Origin of the sequence: Actinomadura fulvescens, from assembly GCF_039533225.1 — a bacterium.
In the GTDB taxonomy this organism is placed as follows: Bacteria; Actinomycetota; Actinomycetes; order Streptosporangiales; family Streptosporangiaceae; genus Spirillospora; species Spirillospora fulvescens.
The window spans coordinates 98,017-115,198 of the sequence record NZ_BAAATD010000009.1; the positions used below are offsets into that span (position 1 = coordinate 98,017).

The window sequence follows — 17,182 nt, forward strand, 5'->3', positions numbered from 1 at the left end:
CTAGAGGGAGCGGCAGCGTGTGGTCAGTCGCTCCAGGACCGGAACCACCTCGCGGGGTGCCGGGGTGCCGACCATCTCGGTGCGCAGGCGGTCGGCGCCGGCTTGGAAGGAGGGCTCGGCCAGCACCCGGTCGAGCATGGCCCGCACTTCGCCGGCCGTCACCTGCCTGGAGTCGGGGGCGCTCAGTCCGGCCCCGGCGTCCTGCACCCGGTGCGCCCAGATCCGGCTGTCCCAGTCCCCCGCCCGGGGCGGCAGGATCACCTGGGGGACGCCGTGCGTCGTCGCCGCTTGGAGGGTGCCGAAGCCGCCCTGGTGCAGGATCGCCGAGCAGCTCGGCAGGAGTTCGTTCAGCGGGACGAAGTCGACCGCGCGCACGTTGTCCGGAAGGCGGGAGATCCCGGCCAGCTGGTCGTCGTTCAGCGTGGCCACGACCTCGGCGTCCAGGTCCGCGACCGCTTCAAGCAGGCTGCCGATCGACACCCTGTCGCCGCCCAGCACCTCGCGGACCGAGAGACCGAGGGTGAGGCACACGCGGCGCCGCTTGGGCGGCTCCAGCAGCCAGCCGGGGACGGCGGCGGGGCCGTGGTAGGGCACGTGGCGCATCGGCACGTAGTGGTGATCCACCTCCAGGCGCAGCGACGTCGGGAGCGGGTCGACGGTCCACTGGCCCATGACGACGTCCTCGTCGAACCCGCCGTGCTGTGCGAGGACGGGGCTCAGCCACTCTTCGAGGGGGTCCTCTCGCAGCTCTGCGGGACGCTGCCGCACCGCTTCCAGGTAGGTTCCCCGCATCCGCCCGATCACGTCGAGGCCGAACATCACGCGGGCGTGGGCGGCTCCGCACGCCCGGGCCGCCACGGGGCCGGCGAAGGCCAGCGTGTCCCAGACCACCAGGTCCGGCTTCCACGCCCGGGCGTACCGGACGAGGTCGTTCACGACCTCGGGGGGTGAGACGCCCTGGAAGACCAGCGTCCACGCGGCGAACACCGCGTGCATGTAGTCGTAGGTGAGTCTCTCGGGACGCAGCTCGGCGAACTCCAGTACCTCCTGCCATGACTCCCAGGGCAGCGGCTCCCGCTCCTCGGCGGCGGCGAACGAGCCGGGGTCGAAGGACGGGCCGACCGGGACCGCCGCCAGGCCGGCCCGGGTGATGTCGTCCAGCATGTTGGGCCGGTTGGCGGCGCGCACCTCGTGCCCCGCCGCCCGCAGTGCCCAGGCGATGGGCACCTGGGCGAAGATGTGCACCTTCGCGGGCGGCGCGAAGAACAGAACCCGCATGGAACTCTCCTCGGGGCGTTGGGCGTCCGCGACCGAACCTAGGAACATCCCCTTGAACGGTGCTCGACTGTCAGCCGGTCGGAACGGGGTGTCCGGGATCAAGTGCCTCGTTCAGCCGTTCACGTGCGTAGCTGAGCACCAGCTCAGGGAACCGGTAACGGATCTGCCCGTCCTCACCCTGCGTCGCCCGGATCAGGCGATGGTCCACCAGGCCTTCGAGGGCGGGCTGGATGTCTGCGGCGTCCCAGCCGAGCAGCTCGGCGGCCTCCTGCGCGGTGAAGCGCGGCGACGGCAGCATGCTGAGCAGCCGGAAGACCGCCTGCTCGCGGCGGCTCAGCGCGCCGTAGCTGGAGTCGTAGCGGGCGCGCAGGTCCAGCTCGCCGATGCTCAGCAGGTCGAGGGAACGCGGCGTCTCGGCCAGGCGCTCGGCCATCTCGGTGATCGAGACGTCGGGCATGGTGGCCAGGCGGCTGCCGATGCACCGCAGGGCGAGGGGCAGGCGGCCGCCGAGCTCCACCAGCCGGTCGGCGGCGCTCGGCGCCCGGTCGAGCCGGGCGCGGCCGACCACGCTGCGCAGCAGCTCGACGCTCTCGGCGTGGTCCATGACGTCGAGGTCGATGTCCCAGTTGCCGGCCAGCCCGTGCAGCCTGCGCCTGCTGGTGACGATGAGGGTGCACCCCGGGTCGCCCGGGATCAGCGGCCGCACGTACGCCGACGAGGGCGCGTCGTCCAGGACGATCAGCAGGCGCCGCCCGGCGGTGACCGAGCGGAGCAGCGTGCTGCGCTCCTCAAGCCCGAAGGGGATGTGCGTCTCGGGGACGCCCATCGCCTGGAGGAAACCGCCGAGCACCTCGGGCAGGTCGCGGGAGCCGCCGGCCGAGCCGCCCAGGTCGGCGTAGAGCTGCCCGTCGGTGAACCGGGGCCGCAGGCGGTGGGCGAGATGGATCGCCAGCGCGGTCTTGCCGACTCCGGGCGTTCCGCTGATGGTGACGACGGGGGTGGCGGTCCAGTCCTGGGCCGCTCCGGCGGACGCCAGGCCGGCCAGGACCTCCTCGACGATCTCCGTACGGCCGGTGAAGTCCGCGATGTCGGCCGGCAGTTGCGCCGGAGGGCCCAACGGCGGGGTCATGAGCCCGGGCGGCTCCGGCTCGGCGCCGCCCGGTGGCTCGGCCGGCAGGACGAGCAGCTCGGGCCGGACGAGCGGTTCGGCGAGCTCGGGGGCGGCGACGACGGCGACCGAACCATTGCCGTTCCCGTCGGGGTGGCCATTGAGCTGCCCTTGGCCGTTCCCGTTGATGTGGCCGTTCCCGTTGATGTGGCCGTTCCCGTTGATGTGGCCGTTGCCGTTGAGGGCGGCGCCGGAGAGGACGGTCTCGTGGGCGAGGGGGACGGGACGGGACGCGACGGCCGCCGTCGCCTGGGCCACCACGGTGACCCGCTCCTGCTCGTACGGCCCGCCGAGCGGGGCGTCCGCCAGCAGCGCCTGGTGGAGCTCGCGCAGTTCCCGGCCCGGGTCCAGGCCGAGCTTCTCGACCATGTTCTCGCGCAGCGCCCGGTAGATCTCCAGCGCCTCGTGGCGACGTCCCGAGCGGTGCAGGGCGATCATCAGGGCGGCGTGCAGGTGCTCGTGGAGGGGATAGGTGACCACCAGCGACCTGAGCTCGCTGATCAGCTCTCGGTGGCGGCCGAGCTGAAGATCGGCCTCGATGCGCAGCTCCAGGGCGCGGGACCTCAGCTCCTCAAGCCGGGTGGCGTACGAGGACAGCAGCCCACCGTGGACGACGTCGACCAGGGCCTGGCCGCGCCACAGTCCGAGCGCCCGGCGCAGTGTCTCGGCCGCGCCGGCCGCGTCGCCGCCATCGAGCGCCGCTTGCCCGAGAGTCGAGTCCTGCTCGAACCGGTACAGGTCGATCGAGTTGTCGGGGATCGCCAGAAGATATCCACCCGGCCGGGTGCTGAGAAGTTCCTCACCACCGAGCCCGGCCAGAATCTTCCGCAGTTTGTATATGTAGGTCTGGAGCGTCGTCATGGCGCTCATGGGCGGACGTTCCTCCCAGAGCTCGTCGATGAGCTCATCGGTCCGCACAACGGTGTTCCTGCGAAGCAGCAAGAGGGAAATGACCTGACGGGGTTTTGACGCGGTGGGCAACACATTGCGCCCGTTACTGATAATCTCCACCGGACCGAGCACGCGAAAGTCCACGAAGCCCCCAAGGCATGTAAATCGGTGCAGATGCCATCGAAACTACTCAGCCACTGCGTCGCTCACAAGACGCTTACGACCAAAGTCCGTGAGCCGCGAACTGTCGGCGCGGCAGAGGCGTACCGAAAGTTCGCGAACGCCGGTCATCGGGTGCCCGGGGCACGCTCGCCTCGAATTCCACTCGTTCTTTGCTGGTCGAGCCGGCGCCCTCGCCGGCCGCCGGCCTCGGGCGGCGCGGGTCCCGGATGCACCGTCGCCACGGTGATCAGTGACGCGGCGGCCGCCTTGTTCACCGCGTCGATCCGCGAGACCGCGCCCAGCTTGCCGAAGATCTTGCCCAGATGCCGCTTCACCGCCGCCTCGGTCAGCGACAGCCGGGCGGCGATCTGGGCGTTGCTCAGCGCCTCCGCGGTGAGCTGGAGGATCTCGCGCTCCAGCGGCGTCAGCACGTCTTCGGTAGGTCCGTGCAGGTGGAGCAGGCTCTCCTGGGAGACCGAGAGCACGGTGCGCGCCTCGTCGGCCGCGACGCTGCGGATCGCGGCGACGAGTTCCTGGCGTGTGGCGCTCTTGAGCAGGTAGCCCCGGATACCCGCGTCCAGCAGGCTGCGCAGCAGGTACGGCCCCTCGAACATGCTGAGGATGACGACGGCCGTCCCGGGTGAGAGCGCCCGGATGCGGCCCACGGTGGTGACGGCGTCGTCGCCCGGAATGCTGACGTCGAGCAGCACGACCTGGGGCCGGGTCTCGGCGACGAGCGCGACGGCGGAGTGGCTGCCGCTCGCCTCCCCGACCACGACCATGTCCTCCTGGGTCTCCAGGATCTCCCGCACGCCGTCCCGTACGAGAGCGTGGTCGTCAACGATCAGAATCCCGGTCCGCGCCGGCTCAGGCATCGGCGTGCCCGGGGAGCGGAACGTAGAGCCCGACATGGGCACCTCTTCCCTGCGTTCCCGACACGGTCAGCGTTCCGTTCAGGGCCTCGGCGCGCTCCCGCATCACCGACAGGCCGATGCCCTTGCCGTTGGAGAGCGTCCCGGTGTCGAACCCGACGCCGTCGTCGTCGACGTAGACGCGCAGCTCGTGCGGCGCGATGTGGACGCCCACGACCACCAGCCGGGAGCGTCCGTGCACGAGCGCGTTGCGGACCGCCTCCCGGACGATGAGGAAGACCTCGTCCTTGACGCCGTGCGGTGCCCAGTCCTCGTCACCGTTGATGTTGAGCCGTATCGTCGCCTCGCCGGCGGGGAGCGCCGCGAACGCCGTGAGCAGGGCCTTCTCCAGATGCTGCACCGGCTCGTGCAACCGCAGTTCCGTGGTCGTCGCGCGCAGGCTCCGCATGGCCTCCCGGACCGCGAACCGTGCCTTCTCCACCCGCTGGCTGGCGCCGATCAGGTCGGCCCCGCGCTCGCGGGCCACCTCGAACAGCTCCATCTGCCGGGAGGCGGTGTTGAGCCAGAACCCCACGCGGTCGTGAAGCTCACGCGTGATGCGGCTCCGCTCGTCGCGCTGCGCCTCGTGCACCTTGTCGAGCAGGTGGCCGGAGTAGGAGACCAGGCTCTCCGACAGCCGTGCGGTGATTCCCTCGTAGAGAACCGAGACCGCCAGCATGAACGGTTCGCGCGACCTGTCGTCGATGTCGGCGTAGGCGATCAGCCGCCGCAGCACGATGGAGAAGAACTCCTCCCAGAACAGCAGGGAGTCGCGTGGGTCGACCTGCGGACCGGCCGTCACGAGGCTGGGTTCGGCCACCCGGGGTCGTCCGGCGCGCAGGCTCTCCACCATCTCGGACACGATCAGCTCGGAGTCGGACAGCAGGCGCCGGCGGGCGGCCGCGTCGGCCGCGATCGGCCCGTTCATCGCGTTGAGGGCGCGCTCGCAGGCTTCTCTGAATCTCGTCCTTTCCGCTTCCATCAGTGATGCCAGGTCCGGTGAATCGATTTCCCGGTGTTGGCAACATTCCATTGACCTCGACACCCCTTGTCCCCGAACTCCAAGAACCGTCGCGGCCGCCGTCTGCGATCGTCCGGCTGCCGGCCACCGACGGTGTGCCCACCCCGTAGGGAGGAAGCGAAGACACGCGGAGGGGCATGACCATCGAACGACTGTCCTGACCAACGCCGCTTGACCGGACGGCTAGTGAGTCGGCTCTTGCATCGGCTCGAAACGATCGCGCGACAATACCCCTGCATCCCGGAAGGACCGCCACGCCCCTTTCGGCACAAATACTGGCAAATAGTCAGAAGAAAGGTCAACACCTCACCCTTGATCGGCATTGAAATCATTCACAGTCACAATTCGACTACAGACCAGCAGGGCGGGCTTGTGACCGGTGTTTCTGGTGTGACTGGTGTGACGCGAGTTAGTTAAAAGAAACACAAAGTCGTTCGTCTTCCTTGACAATGGTCCACGTGGCGGCCCTTGAACCGACGACCCCGCCGGGGCCATGCCGCGTCCGCCGGCCGGGAGCGCCGCCGGCCGGGCGCCTCGCTATATTCCGAATCAGGTTCACGCCTCCGGACCGCGCTTCTGCAACTCGGCGGCTATTCAGCGAGGTCCCTACCACTCATTTCTGGCAGCAATGCCGCCCCGGCGCCCTTGCGCATCCGGCCCTGGGTTTCGGTGACCCGGGCCGCCCGGCAGCATGACCTGATGGACGCGCTTCAACCCCGCCGGGGAGCCCGATGTGGCGCTCGACGCCGACGAACGGCGCGCCGGCCCGCGTGGCAGGACGCGCGCCGCAGCCTCACCTCCACCTCTACCGCCGCCGCCGGCGACGCCGACGCGGGCCTGAAGACGCGAAGGAGGGCTTCCGCCACTCGGGGGCAATGGCGGAAGCCCTCTGTCATGGTTTTCGGATCAAGGAGCTCCGGTGTTACAGATTTCTCCCGGAAACTTCTCCCGGGTTGCGCGGACGGCTCGCGGCCGGGCGTTCAGACGGTGGACGCGCAGGTCGTGAGCCAGTTGCGGAGCAGGTCGTGGCCATGGGCGGAGAGCACGGACTCGGGATGGAACTGCACGCCCTCGATCGGGCGGTCGCGGTGACGGAGCCCCATGATGACGCCGTCGGACGTACGGGCGCTGACCTCCAGCTCCGCGGGGACCGTGGCGGGCTCCACGGCGAGCGAGTGGTAACGGGTGGCCTCCAGGGGGTCGGGAAGGCCCTCGAAGACCCCGCGGCCGTCATGGTGGATCTGGCTCGTGTAGCCGTGGACGATGTCCGGGGCGCGCGAGACCACCCCTCCGTAGACGTGGGCGATGATCTGGTGGCCCAGGCAGACCCCGAGGAGCGGTGTGCGGCGTTCGTGCGCGTGCCGGACGAGATCCAGGCAGATCTCGGCGTCGGCGGGATGGCCCGGTCCGGGGCTCACCAGGATCCCGTCCACGGAGGCGTCGGCGAGCGTCACGTCCGAGCGGTCCTTCACCGTGCAGTCGGCTCCCAGTTCGAGGAGGTACTGGACGATGTTGAAGACGAAGCTGTCGTGGTTGTCGACGACGAGGAGACGCACACCCTCAGTGTCTCAGCGGCGGTCGGTGGCGGGGGACGACGGGGTGTCGATGACGCCGCGGTCGAACTGGACCTTGGGTTCGAGCCACGGGAAGACCAGGTACCAGAGAACGGCCGTGACGGCGAGGACGAGGGCCGCCGCGATGGCGGTCCTGGTCTGCCACTGACCGGGCAGATGGCGCCAGATCCAGGCGTACACGGCTCCTCCTAGGCGCGGCGGGGCAGCTCACCGGCCAGCTCACCGAAGATCACCAGCCGCTCGGCGGCGGAGTACTTGGGGTGGCAGGTGGTCAGAGTGATCAACCGCTTGCTGGGACTGTCCTTGGGCTTGAACGGGACGGGCGCGGTGACCTCGACGGCCGAGGGCTTCACGATCCTCTTGCCGGTCACCTCGTAGACGTACTGCTTCTGCCGGGTGTCGATGAGGATCTTGTCGCCGGTGCGGAGCTCGCTCGCGCGGTTGAACGGGGCGGAGTAGGTCGTCCGGTGGCCGGAGACCACGAAGTTGCCCACCTCCCCCGGCAGGGCGCTGCCGGGGTAGTGGCCGGGGCCCTTGCGCAGGTCGGCGAGGTCGACGCCCTCGATGATGACGAAGCGGTACTTCGGCCCGAAGCGCGGGATGCGGATCATGGCCAGGCCCTTGCCGAGCGTGACCCGCTCGGTGGTGACGTTCGGCGCCTGCCAGCTCTTGAGGAGTTCCTTGTTGAGCTGGTCCTGCTGCTGGCGGGTGTAGCGACCGGTGCCCCAGAGCGAGTACGTGACGAACAGGAGCATGACGAGGCCGGCGGTGATGCACAGTTCGCCTACGTTACGGAGCAGAATCCGCACTGCGCGTCTCCTCCTACGGCACCGTCGCGTGGTTCAACGTCACGTTCCCGCTGTAGCCGGGCAGGGTGACCTGGTCCGCGGCCCTGACCGAGTAGCCGAGCCCGTACTCACGAACGTAGCGCTTGTAGATCGAAATCTCCGGGGAGCCGTCGAGCGCGGCCCGCAGCCGTCGCGGATCTCCCACAGCGGTGATCGTGAACGGAGGCGAGTAGACGACCCCTTGCAGGATGAGGGTATTGCCCACGCACCGCACCGCGCTGGTCGAGATCACGCGTTGGTCCATAATTTGCATTCCGGCCGCGCCGCCCGCCCACAGGGCGTTCACGACGGCCTGAACGTCGGTCTGGTGGACCACGAGGTCATCGGGACTGACCTGGCGGCCATAGTCTCGTTGCGGAGCGTCGTTCAAGATCACGCGGACGCCGGAACCCCGCAGCGGGGTGAAGCCGGAACGGGCGGCCAGCGCGTCGGCCCGGGCCTGGGCCTCCTGGACTCGCGCGTCACGGCGGCCGGCCTGACGGGCGATCGAGTCGACCTCACGGCGAAGCCGCTGGTAGCCGGCGCGGTCGTGGCGGGTCCTGCGCTGTTCGGCGCTGATCAGCTCGGTGATCCGGGTCCGGCCCTCCTCACGCAGGTCGGTACCGCGGGCCGTGCTCGCGCTCGCCGCGAACAAAGTTCCCGCCACAAGCGTGAGGCCTGGAATGATGCTTCCCCACGTTCGACGCCGTACGCTGCTCACCAGCGACTACGCTAACCGACAAAACACCCATGCGCGGACCGGCGCTCCGGCCGTCGCCCGCCCGAGGAGATCGATCCCACCGTGGCCAAGTCCAAAGTGCGCAAGAAGGCCGTCTACACCCCGCCGCAGAAGTCGAAGGCGCCCGAGGTCAGCCCCCGTTGGCTGGTTCCGACGATGATCGCCCTCTGGCTGGTCGGGCTGGCCTGGATCGCAGTGTTCTACGTGACGGCGAGCACGGGCACCGATGTGCCGGTGATGACCGATCTGGGGAACTGGAACCTGGGCATCGGCTTCACCGCGATCATCCTGGGCGTGATCCTCTCCACGCGCTGGCGCTGAGTACCCACATTCACGTCGCGTAATCCACCAGAGTTATCCACAGCCTGGGGATGGGCGACTGAGTTTCCCACAGCTTTTCCACAGGGAAGCGTTCTCCGAGGTGCCGCCGCCCCCGTTCAACGGCAGCGGCCCAGGAAAGGCCACACGTGGCCATTCAGCGACCCCGGGAGCAAGCGCCAAGGATCGTTCACTTCCTCGGCGCAGGACGTCGCCACGAACGAAAGAGCCCGGCGCCAGGCATTGCCTGATGCCGGGCTCTGATCGTTCCCTGGGTACCCCGCGTCCAGCCGACCCGCTCCGCAGCCGCTAAGCAACACCCGAGGTGAGCTGCGACGTCTTCACCACGACCAGCACCACCAGCCCCGCCAGCACGACCAGCGGAGCGACCAGGTGGACGATCTTGCGCCGGGCCTCGGGTGCGTACGCGTACGCCACGGCCACCAGGGCCCCGGTCACCAGACCGCCGATGTGGGCCTCCCACGAGATCGCGGAGCTCGCGGAGAAGGTGATCACCAGGTTGAGGACCAGCAGGAACACGATCGGCCTGACATCACCGCCCAGCTTGCGCCCGATCACGAAGAACGCCGCGAACAGTCCGAAGATGGCACCGGAGGCCCCGACGGCGACCTGTCCCGCGTCGACGAGATAGATCAGCACCGACCCGCCGAATCCGGCGATCATGTAGAGCGTGAAGAACCGCAGGCGCCCCAGTTCCCGCTCCAGCGCCGGGCCGAGTGCCCACAGCGCCCACATGTTGAACAGGATGTGGGTGAGCGCGAACCCACCCGCGCTCAGCGGCTGGTGCAGGAACATCGAGGTGATCATCCGGTACCACTCGCCGCCGGCGACGCCCAACCCGGGGATCATCTGGCCGAAGCGGCTCTCGCCGCCGAACATCGCGAACTCGTCGACCACTCTCGGCGAGGCCAGCTCGGCCACGTACGCCAGCAGGCACAGCCCGATCAGCGAGTAGGTGACCACTGGCGGGGCGTCCTGCGTGTCTCGGGCCCCTAGCCGCGTTCGGGCCGGGCGGACGCCCTTGTTGGCCTCGGCCACGCACTCGACGCACTGATGCCCGACCGCGGCGTCGCGCATGCAGTCCGGGCAGATGTAACGGTCGCACCGGGTACAGCGCACGTAGGTCTCGCGCCCCGGATGCCGGTAGCAGGTCGGCACTGGGGTGTCCGACCCGGACGAAGGGTTGGGATCTGTGCTCATCGTGGCTCCGTAGGGCCGGCGCGGGGGTCTCTTCAGGTATTACGACTGACGGCGGTCGATCGTCACCGACTCGATGACGACATCGTTCGCCGGCTTGTCATTGCGCCCGGTCGGCGTGTTGCTGATCTTGTCGACGACGTCGGTGCCCTCGATGACCTTGCCGAAGATCGTGTGGCGGCCGGTCAGGTGCTGGACCTGGCCGATGTTGTCGGTGGTGATGAAGAACTGGGAGCCGTTGGTGCCGGCCCCGGCGTTGGCCATGGCCAGCAGGTACGGCTTGTTGAACTTCAGGTCCGGGTGGAACTCGTCCTTGAACTCGTAGCCCGGCCCGCCGGTGCCGCTGCCGAGCGGGTCCCCGCCCTGGATCATGAAGCCGGGGATGACGCGGTGGAAGACCGTGCCGTTGTAGAGCGGCGTGCCGGACTGCTTCTGCCCGGTCTCGGGATGCCGCCATTCGCGGGTGCCCTCCGCGAGGCCGACGAAGTTGTCGACCGTGACGGGCGCCTGCTCCGGGTAGAGCTGGATGACGATCTTGCCCAGGGTGGTGTTGAGCGTCGCAAAGATTTGTTCAGCCACGGATGGCCGCCTCCTCGTCGATATGGGCATATGCGGTTTCGGACACACACGTGTACCTACTGTGCGTGACCCAATGATCCCGCGCACAGGGTTTACCTTCCGTGCTCGGGGAAGGTTGCTTGGCAGGACCTCGCAAACAGGGAGGTTAGCGTGTCCCTAATGATGAGTATCCGCCGGAAGCCGCGTGACGAAGTGCTCTCGCGGTACGGGCGTGTGCGTGAAGCATGTCGGCACGGCGCCGAGTCGTGGCGGCAGAACGCGTCCGTCGCGGCGGATCGTATCGCCCCGGCGGCGCAGCGCACCCGCGATGTCGCCGCTGACCGCATCATGGATGCTCGCAGCTGGAGCGCTCCCCGGATCGACTCTGCCGCCCGGTATGTGGAAGGTGGGCTCGCTCCGCGGGTGAGCTCGTTCCTGACCGACATGGCCGGCAGGGTCGAGCCGCCCAAGCCCAGCCATCGCGGACGCAACATCACCTTGATGATGCTCGCCGCCATGGCCGCGGTCGGGGTCGCCGGAGCGATCATGACCAAGCGGAGCTCCATGCAGTCGCTGATGGACGACACGACCAAATCGGAGCACGAAACGCCGGTGAGGTCTGAAGCCAACAGCCACGTGCACACGCCCTAGCCGAACGGCGTAAGGAAGGCCCGGCCACACCAGGCCGGGCCTTTCGCATGTACTGCCGTGGAAGCGGAGGGGGGCTTTGCCGAGTCAGGGCTACCTACCGGTACCTTGACATCCGTTCACGGCAGAGAAAGCAAGGTACACCGCATGCCTCCGAGAGCCAGCTCGATCCGGCAGCTACTGGCGGCCAAGGCCCGCCAAGGCGTGCATACGGCCGTGCATCGCGGCTGGGACTGGGTGCGGCGGCACGGAGAGATCACACCGCACACGCCGGGGCGGCGGAAGTTCGCCTATCTGGGCGAGGGGGCGTGCATCGGCTTCCCGGTGGGCGCGATCTACGGAGAGCCCTGGATCTCGATCGGCGACCACACACTGGTCGGCACGCATGTGACGATCTCGGCCGGTTTCGTGCCCGGCCTGGACCTCGGACCCGACGTGATCGTGAAGATCGGGTCGAGCTGTTCGCTCGGCCGCGGTACGCACATCGTCGGGCACCAGTCGATCGAGATCGGCGACGATGTGTTCACCGGCCCCAACGTCTACATCACCGACCAGAATCACAGCTACGGCGACCTGGACGTGCCCATCGGACGCCAGTGGCCGGAGAACAACCCCGTGACGATCGGCGACGGATGCTGGATCGGCACCGGCGCGATCATCCTGCCCGGCACCCGCCTCGGCAGGAACGTGGCGGTCGCGGGCGGCGCGGTGGTACGCGGCGAGTTCCCCGACCACTCGGTCATCGGCGGCGTCCCCGCGAAGGTCCTGCGCAGCCATGACCCGGACCAGGGCTGGCAACCACCGCTGCGCAAGCACCCCTTGATCTCGCTGGACGAACTGGCCGCCCTGTCAGTCGACGGCCTGGACGGCCTCCAGATCCTCCAAGACAAGCTCCGCGAAGAAGCCGGCTAACAGACCAGCCTGAATAGCAGGCAGCCCCACCCCCCACGCCCCGCCTCCCGGTGTGGACAGCGGAGGGCAGACGCCCCCGCTCGGTCTGGGTGAGGTGGCTTGGGCGTTCGTCGAGGGTGGGGGTTGCCCGCCCCCGCACGGACGCCGCGCCCTCCACCCTTAAAAGTCGCTGGATAAGGGTGAGGCCCCGTCCAGGGGTTCTGGACGGGGCCTCGGAGTCGTTCGTCAGGTGGTGCGGGCGGGGCGGCGGTCGCCGCCCTCGCGGCGCGGGCCTCCGCGACGTGCACCGTGCGCAGCGGCGCCGCCTCCGCGGCGGTCGCCGCCGAAGGAGCTGCGCTCACCGCGCGGGGAGCGGTCACCGTAGGAGCCGCGCTCCCCGCCGCTGTAGGAACCGCGCTCCCCGCCGCTGTAGGAGCCGCGGCGCTCGCCGCCGTACGAGGCGGAGCCTTCGCGGCGCTGGCCGCCTTCTCCGCGGTCGTACGGGCGCGAACCACGGCCGTTGAAGCCACGGCCACCGCCACCGCCGCCGCCACCGCGGCGGCCGCCCTGGCGGCCACGGCCACCCTCGCGCTTGGGGCGCTCGGGGATGATCGGACCCTCGATCGGGATGCCGGACGGCCGGCGCGCTCCCGTCACCTTGACCAGGTCGGCGTCACCGGCGGCCACCCGCGTGCGGGGAGCGTGGATGCCCGCCCGCTTGGTCATCTGCTGGGTGGCGCGCACCTGGTGCGGCAGCACGAGCGTCACGACGGTGCCGCGCTCACCGGCGCGGGCCGTACGCCCGGCGCGGTGCATGTAGTCCTTGTGGTCGGCCGGCGGGTCGACGTGCAGGACCAGGCTGATGTCGTCGACGTGGATGCCGCGCGCGGCGACGTCGGTGGCGACGAGGACGTCGAACGAGCCCTCCATGAACTCGGCCAGCGTCCGGGTGCGCAGCCCCTGGCTCTTGCCGCCGTGCAGGCCCGCGGCCCGCACGCCCGCCTGCGCGAGCTGCTTGGCCAGCCGGTCCACACCGTGCTTGGTGCGGGCGAACATGATGGTCTTGCCCTCGCGGTTCGCGATCTCAGCGGTGATGGCGGCCTTCTCCTTGGGCGCCACCAGCAGGAGGTGGTGGTCCATGGTGTCGACCGACTCGTCGACCTGGCCGATGGCGTGCGTCACCGGGTCATTCAGGTAACGCTTGACCAGGACGTCGACGTCCTTGTCCAGGGTGGCCGAGAACAGCATGCGCTGCCCGCCGCGCTTGGCCTGGTCGAGGATGTCGGTGACGTCGGGCAGGAAGCCCATGTCGGCCATGTGGTCGGCCTCGTCCAGGACGACGATCCGGACATCGCCGAGGTCGCACGCGCCCTGGCGCATGAGGTCCTTGAGCCGGCCGGGCGTGGCCACGAGCACCTCGACGCCGCGCCGCAGCGCGTCGATCTGCTTGAACATCGAGGTCTGGCCGATGACGGTCTTGAACCGCAGGCCGAGCGTGCGGCCGAGCGGTTCGAGGTTGGTCTGCACCTGCTGGGCGAGCTCGCGGGTGGGGACGAGGATGAGGCCGAGCGGGCGCTTGGGCCCGGCCTTCTGGCCGGCCAGCCGGGCCAGCATCGGCAGCCCGAAGGCCAGGGTCTTTCCGGAGCCGGTCTTGCCACGACCGAGCACGTCATGGCCGGCCATCACATCGGGGATGGCGGCGGCCTGGATGGGGAACGGTGCCTCGATGCCCTGGCGGGCCAGCGCGCTCACCATGGGCTCGGGCATACCGAGCTCGGCGAACGTGGGGACCGCGGGAGAGTCGGCGACCGTCAGGTCGGACTCGGGCAGGGCATTACCAACAGGCAGGGTTGTCACGCATTACCTTCCGAGAGGGGGGCACGTCTCGGGAGGCACCACAGTCGGATCTGTGGCCTGCAAGGACGAGCCTGACGCTTGGGCGTCGTAAGAGTGATTTGTTGAGTCTAACGTTCCAGGAGCACCTCTTTATGCCCTGGTCCCCGTTTGGACCTCCTTCTCCAGCATCCCAAGAGCTACTTTTATGCCCATGGCGCCATCCCGCACCATCGCGATCCACTTCGTGCACAGTGCGTTGCGGGGCGCTCGGGAGCGCGGGATGGACGTGTGGCCGGTGCTCCTGCGTGCGTCGATTCCGCCTGCGCTGCTGGGCGATTCGCGGGCCCGGGTGACCCGCGAACAGTACGCGGAGCTGATCCGCGGGCTCTGGGACGCGCTGGACGACGAGTTCCTCGGACTGGGCGATTTTACCTGTAAGCGCGGCACGTTCGCGATGATGTGCCTGGTGGTGCTCGGCAGCCCGGATCTCGCGACGGCCCTCCGGCGCGCCGCCGACTTCTACGGCCTGTTCCCGACCAGGGTGCGCTTTCGCGTGGAGACCCCCGAGCCCTTCAGAGCCCGCCGGGAGGTGAGCTCGGGTGGCGCGGCGCTGGGCTCGGACCACACTCCGGCGCGCGATGTGACGCCGCACACAAACTCGCCGGTCTCCCGCCCGAACGTGACGCAATCGGCGGTGTTTCGGTTGACGATCGACCTCGGGGGGCTTCCCGATCCTGATCATTTCGTCACCGAGTGCCTGGTGATGATCTGGCATCGGGTGGTCGGCTGGGCGATCGATCAGCGGGTGCCGCTGGTGCGGCTGGAGTTCGGGCATCCGCCGCCGGTGCATGTGGCGGAGTACGGGCCGATCTTCGGGTGCCCGATGTCGTACGGGCATCCCGTGACCGGCCTGGTGTTCGACGCGGCGTATCTGCGGGCGCCGATCGTGCAGGACGAGGCGGCGCTGTGGGCACGGATGGCCAACGCCCCGGCCGATCTGATCAGCCCGCCGCGTCCGGCCTCCTCGTACACCGATCGGGTACGCCGCATCCTGATGAACGGTCTCGGCCACGGCTCGCTGACCGAGACCGCCGCGCGCCTCACGGTGAGCCCGCAGGCGCTGCGGAGGCACCTGCAGGCCGAGGGCGTCTCGTTCCGCGCCGTGAAGGAGGAGGTGCTCCGCGACGCGGCGATCGCCGGGCTGGCCAACGGCGAGCAGAGTGTCGAGGAGATCGCCGTCCGGCTGGGGTTCGCCGACGCCAGTGCCTTCCACCGGGCGTTCAAGCGTTGGACGGGCACGACGCCGGGGGCCTACCGCACCGCGCGGTAAGCGCCCCGCGCGGTAGAGCGCCTCGGCGCGCCGTAGAGCGTCCCGCGCGGTAGAGCGCCCCCGCGCGGTAGAGCGCCTCGGCGCGCCGCTATTGGCGTTCACATCCAATAGTGAGCGCTTCGGCCAGGCGGCCTGAGCGCTCCGGCCATGGCCGACGAGTAATCAGCCGCTTACCGTCATCGCCCATGAAGCGAAGGCCCCTCCTTCTCCTGGCCGCCTGCGCCCTCGTCGCGGGACTCGTCGCACCGCCGGCCCCCGCCGCCGCGGCCACCACCGCCCCCACCACCGGATTCCGCTTCTTCGACCTGACCGCTCGCGATGGAGTGAAGCTCAAGGCCAACGTGATCGAGCCCGCCTCGCCCGGACGGCACCCGGCCATCGTGTTCCCGGCGAGCTGGGCGGCCAACGACTTCGAGTACCTGCTCCAGGCGAACAAGCTGGCCGCCCGCGGCTACGTCGTGCTCTCCATGACCCCGCGCGGCCTGTTCGGCTCGGGCGGCGAGATCGACGTCGCCGGGCCGAAAGACCTCGCCGACATCTCCGCCGCCTACGACTGGCTCATCGCCAACACCCGCGCCGATCCCGGCCGTCTCGGCGTGGCGGGCATCTCCTACGGCGGCGACATGGCGCTGCAGATGGCCGCGTACGACAAGCGGACCAAGGCGGTCGGCGGCCTCAGCGCGTACGCCGACCTGGCCGGCTCCCTCTATCCCAACAGGACGCGGGTCTCGCTGACCGTGCCCTCGCTGTGGACCGTCGGGCGCGTCCTCGGCCGCCCGTCCGCCGAGTTCACCGAGATGATGAAGGCGTTCCAGCGGGTCGAACACGAGGACGACCCGCGCACGCAAAAGATCCTCGCGTGGGCGGGAGCACGGTCGGCCTCCACGCGCGTCGACGAGATCAACCGGAACGGGACCGCGGTCTTCCTGGCGAACGGCTGGGGCGACAGCTTCTTCCCGCCCAACCAGTTCGTCGACTTCTTCAACCGGCTCACGGTGCCGCACAAGCACCTGGAGTTCACGCCCGCCGACCACGCCACCGGGGAGGCCACCGGCCTCGCCGGGCTGCCCAACCCCGTCTGGGACAGCTTCACGCGCTTCTTCGACAAGCACCTGGCGGGCCGCACGGACGTACCGCAGGACGCACCCGTCGTCCTCACCCCCAAGGTCAACAAGCCTGGGCTCCAGAATCCCTTCGACCCCGGCACACGCGAGCCGTACGCCGACTGGGCCGCCATCGCCAAGCGGACCGAACGCTTCACGCTGAGCTCCGGCGAGAAGCTCGACCAGGGGACCGGCGGGCCGGACGCCCAGGTCACCATCCGGGCGGGCCAGGGGACCGGCGCCGACTCCGGGCTCCATTTCGTGACCAACGCCATCGAGCAGTTCACGGGCATCGCGCCGACGATCAGGACGTCCGGCATCGCCCGCGCGGACGGCGCCGTCTGGCAGAGCTCCCGGCTGGCAGGTGGCAGGGCCATCCGCGGTGACGTGCGGCTGCGCACGAACGTCACCACCACCGCGCCGATCAACAGCTTCTTCGCCTACCTGTACGACGTGGACGCCGGCGGCACTGGGCGCCTGATCACGTACGCCCCGTACACCCTGCGCGACGTCGCGCCCGGCGTCCCGCTCCCGGTGGATCTGCGCCTGCAGAGCACGGGCTACGACCTGCCCTCGGGGCACCGGCTCGCACTGGTGATCGACACCAAGGACTTCAGGTCCATGGATGCCGGCAAGCCCGGCAGCAGTCTCACGTTCTCCGGCCCGTCGAGCCTCGACCTGCCGGTCCGCTAAGGAGGAAGCTCCCGTG

Annotated in this window: 16 protein-coding genes; 5 read left to right on the forward strand and 11 right to left on the reverse strand. The window is 69.4% G+C overall.

Going from position 1 to position 17,182, the window contains the following annotated elements; translation table 11 throughout:
* From ABD333_RS30255 to ABD333_RS30290, 8 genes are all read right to left on the reverse strand, one after another.
* Positions 1-1,278 (reverse strand): activator-dependent family glycosyltransferase, encoded by a 1,278-nt coding sequence (locus ABD333_RS30255; protein WP_344545935.1) that lies wholly within the window; start codon positions 1,276-1,278, stop codon positions 1-3.
* 70 nt (positions 1,279-1,348) lie between these two features.
* Entirely contained in the window at positions 1,349-3,481 is a 2,133-nt protein-coding gene (locus tag ABD333_RS30260; protein ID WP_344545936.1) for an AfsR/SARP family transcriptional regulator, read from the reverse strand.
* Positions 3,482-3,624: 143 nt separating this feature from the next.
* Complete coding sequence (locus ABD333_RS30265) at positions 3,625-4,374, reverse strand: response regulator transcription factor (protein ID WP_344545937.1); 750 nt, start codon at positions 4,372-4,374, stop codon at positions 3,625-3,627.
* Entirely contained in the window at positions 4,367-5,338 is a 972-nt protein-coding gene (locus ABD333_RS30270) for a sensor histidine kinase (RefSeq protein ID WP_344545938.1), read from the reverse strand. The genes ABD333_RS30265 and ABD333_RS30270 overlap by 8 nt, the downstream gene beginning before the upstream one ends.
* 1,073 nt (positions 5,339-6,411) lie before the next feature.
* Positions 6,412-6,987, reverse strand: coding sequence for an anthranilate synthase component II (locus ABD333_RS30275; protein ID WP_344545939.1), 576 nt, complete (start codon positions 6,985-6,987; stop codon positions 6,412-6,414).
* Between the two features lie 12 nt (positions 6,988-6,999).
* Positions 7,000-7,185: a hypothetical protein gene (locus tag ABD333_RS30280; protein WP_344545940.1), complete on the reverse strand. Its 186-nt coding sequence runs from the start codon at positions 7,183-7,185 to the stop codon at positions 7,000-7,002.
* An 8-nt stretch (positions 7,186-7,193) separates the two neighbouring features.
* Positions 7,194-7,814: a class E sortase gene (locus ABD333_RS30285; RefSeq protein ID WP_344545941.1), complete on the reverse strand. Its 621-nt coding sequence runs from the start codon at positions 7,812-7,814 to the stop codon at positions 7,194-7,196.
* Positions 7,815-7,827: 13 nt separating this feature from the next.
* Positions 7,828-8,499 carry a DUF881 domain-containing protein gene (locus ABD333_RS30290; protein ID WP_344545942.1) on the reverse strand — a complete coding sequence of 224 codons (672 nt, stop codon included), beginning with the start codon at positions 8,497-8,499 and terminating at the stop codon, positions 7,828-7,830.
* 150 nt (positions 8,500-8,649) lie between these two features.
* Here ABD333_RS30290 and ABD333_RS30295 point away from each other — a divergent pair, with 150 nt between their 5' ends.
* Complete coding sequence (locus ABD333_RS30295; protein WP_410556098.1) at positions 8,650-8,892, forward strand: cell division protein CrgA; 243 nt, start codon at positions 8,650-8,652, stop codon at positions 8,890-8,892.
* Positions 8,893-9,198: 306 nt separating this feature from the next.
* On the opposite strand, the gene ABD333_RS30300 is transcribed toward ABD333_RS30295, so the two are convergent.
* Positions 9,199-10,110 carry a rhomboid family intramembrane serine protease gene (locus tag ABD333_RS30300; protein WP_344545944.1) on the reverse strand — a complete coding sequence of 304 codons (912 nt, stop codon included), beginning with the start codon at positions 10,108-10,110 and terminating at the stop codon, positions 9,199-9,201.
* 39 nt (positions 10,111-10,149) lie between these two features.
* Positions 10,150-10,716: a peptidylprolyl isomerase gene (locus ABD333_RS30305; protein WP_410556094.1), complete on the reverse strand. Its 567-nt coding sequence runs from the start codon at positions 10,714-10,716 to the stop codon at positions 10,150-10,152.
* Positions 10,717-10,878: 162 nt separating this feature from the next.
* Between ABD333_RS30305 and ABD333_RS30310 the strand changes: the two genes are divergently transcribed.
* Together ABD333_RS30310 and ABD333_RS30315 are read left to right on the forward strand one after the other, a co-directional pair.
* On the forward strand, positions 10,879-11,316 hold the full coding sequence (locus ABD333_RS30310) for a hypothetical protein (protein ID WP_344545946.1): 438 nt from the start codon (positions 10,879-10,881) through the stop codon (positions 11,314-11,316).
* A 144-nt stretch (positions 11,317-11,460) separates the two neighbouring features.
* Positions 11,461-12,225 (forward strand): acyltransferase, encoded by a 765-nt coding sequence (locus ABD333_RS30315; protein ID WP_344545947.1) that lies wholly within the window; start codon positions 11,461-11,463, stop codon positions 12,223-12,225.
* Positions 12,226-12,450: 225 nt separating this feature from the next.
* Here ABD333_RS30315 and ABD333_RS30320 read toward each other — a convergent pair whose 3' ends face one another.
* Positions 12,451-13,971, reverse strand: a complete 1,521-nt coding sequence (locus ABD333_RS30320; protein ID WP_410556126.1) for a DEAD/DEAH box helicase — start codon at positions 13,969-13,971, stop codon at positions 12,451-12,453.
* A 280-nt stretch (positions 13,972-14,251) separates the two neighbouring features.
* On the opposite strand from ABD333_RS30320, the gene ABD333_RS30325 reads away from it, so the two are divergent.
* Together ABD333_RS30325 and ABD333_RS30330 are read left to right on the forward strand one after the other, a co-directional pair.
* Positions 14,252-15,370, forward strand: a complete 1,119-nt coding sequence (locus ABD333_RS30325) for an AraC family transcriptional regulator (protein ID WP_344545949.1) — start codon at positions 14,252-14,254, stop codon at positions 15,368-15,370.
* A gap of 185 nt (positions 15,371-15,555) precedes the next feature.
* The gene (locus tag ABD333_RS30330) at positions 15,556-17,166 is read left to right on the forward strand and encodes a CocE/NonD family hydrolase (protein ID WP_344545950.1); all 1,611 of its coding nucleotides are present in this window, start codon (positions 15,556-15,558) and stop codon (positions 17,164-17,166) included.
* Positions 17,167-17,182 lie beyond the last annotated feature (16 nt).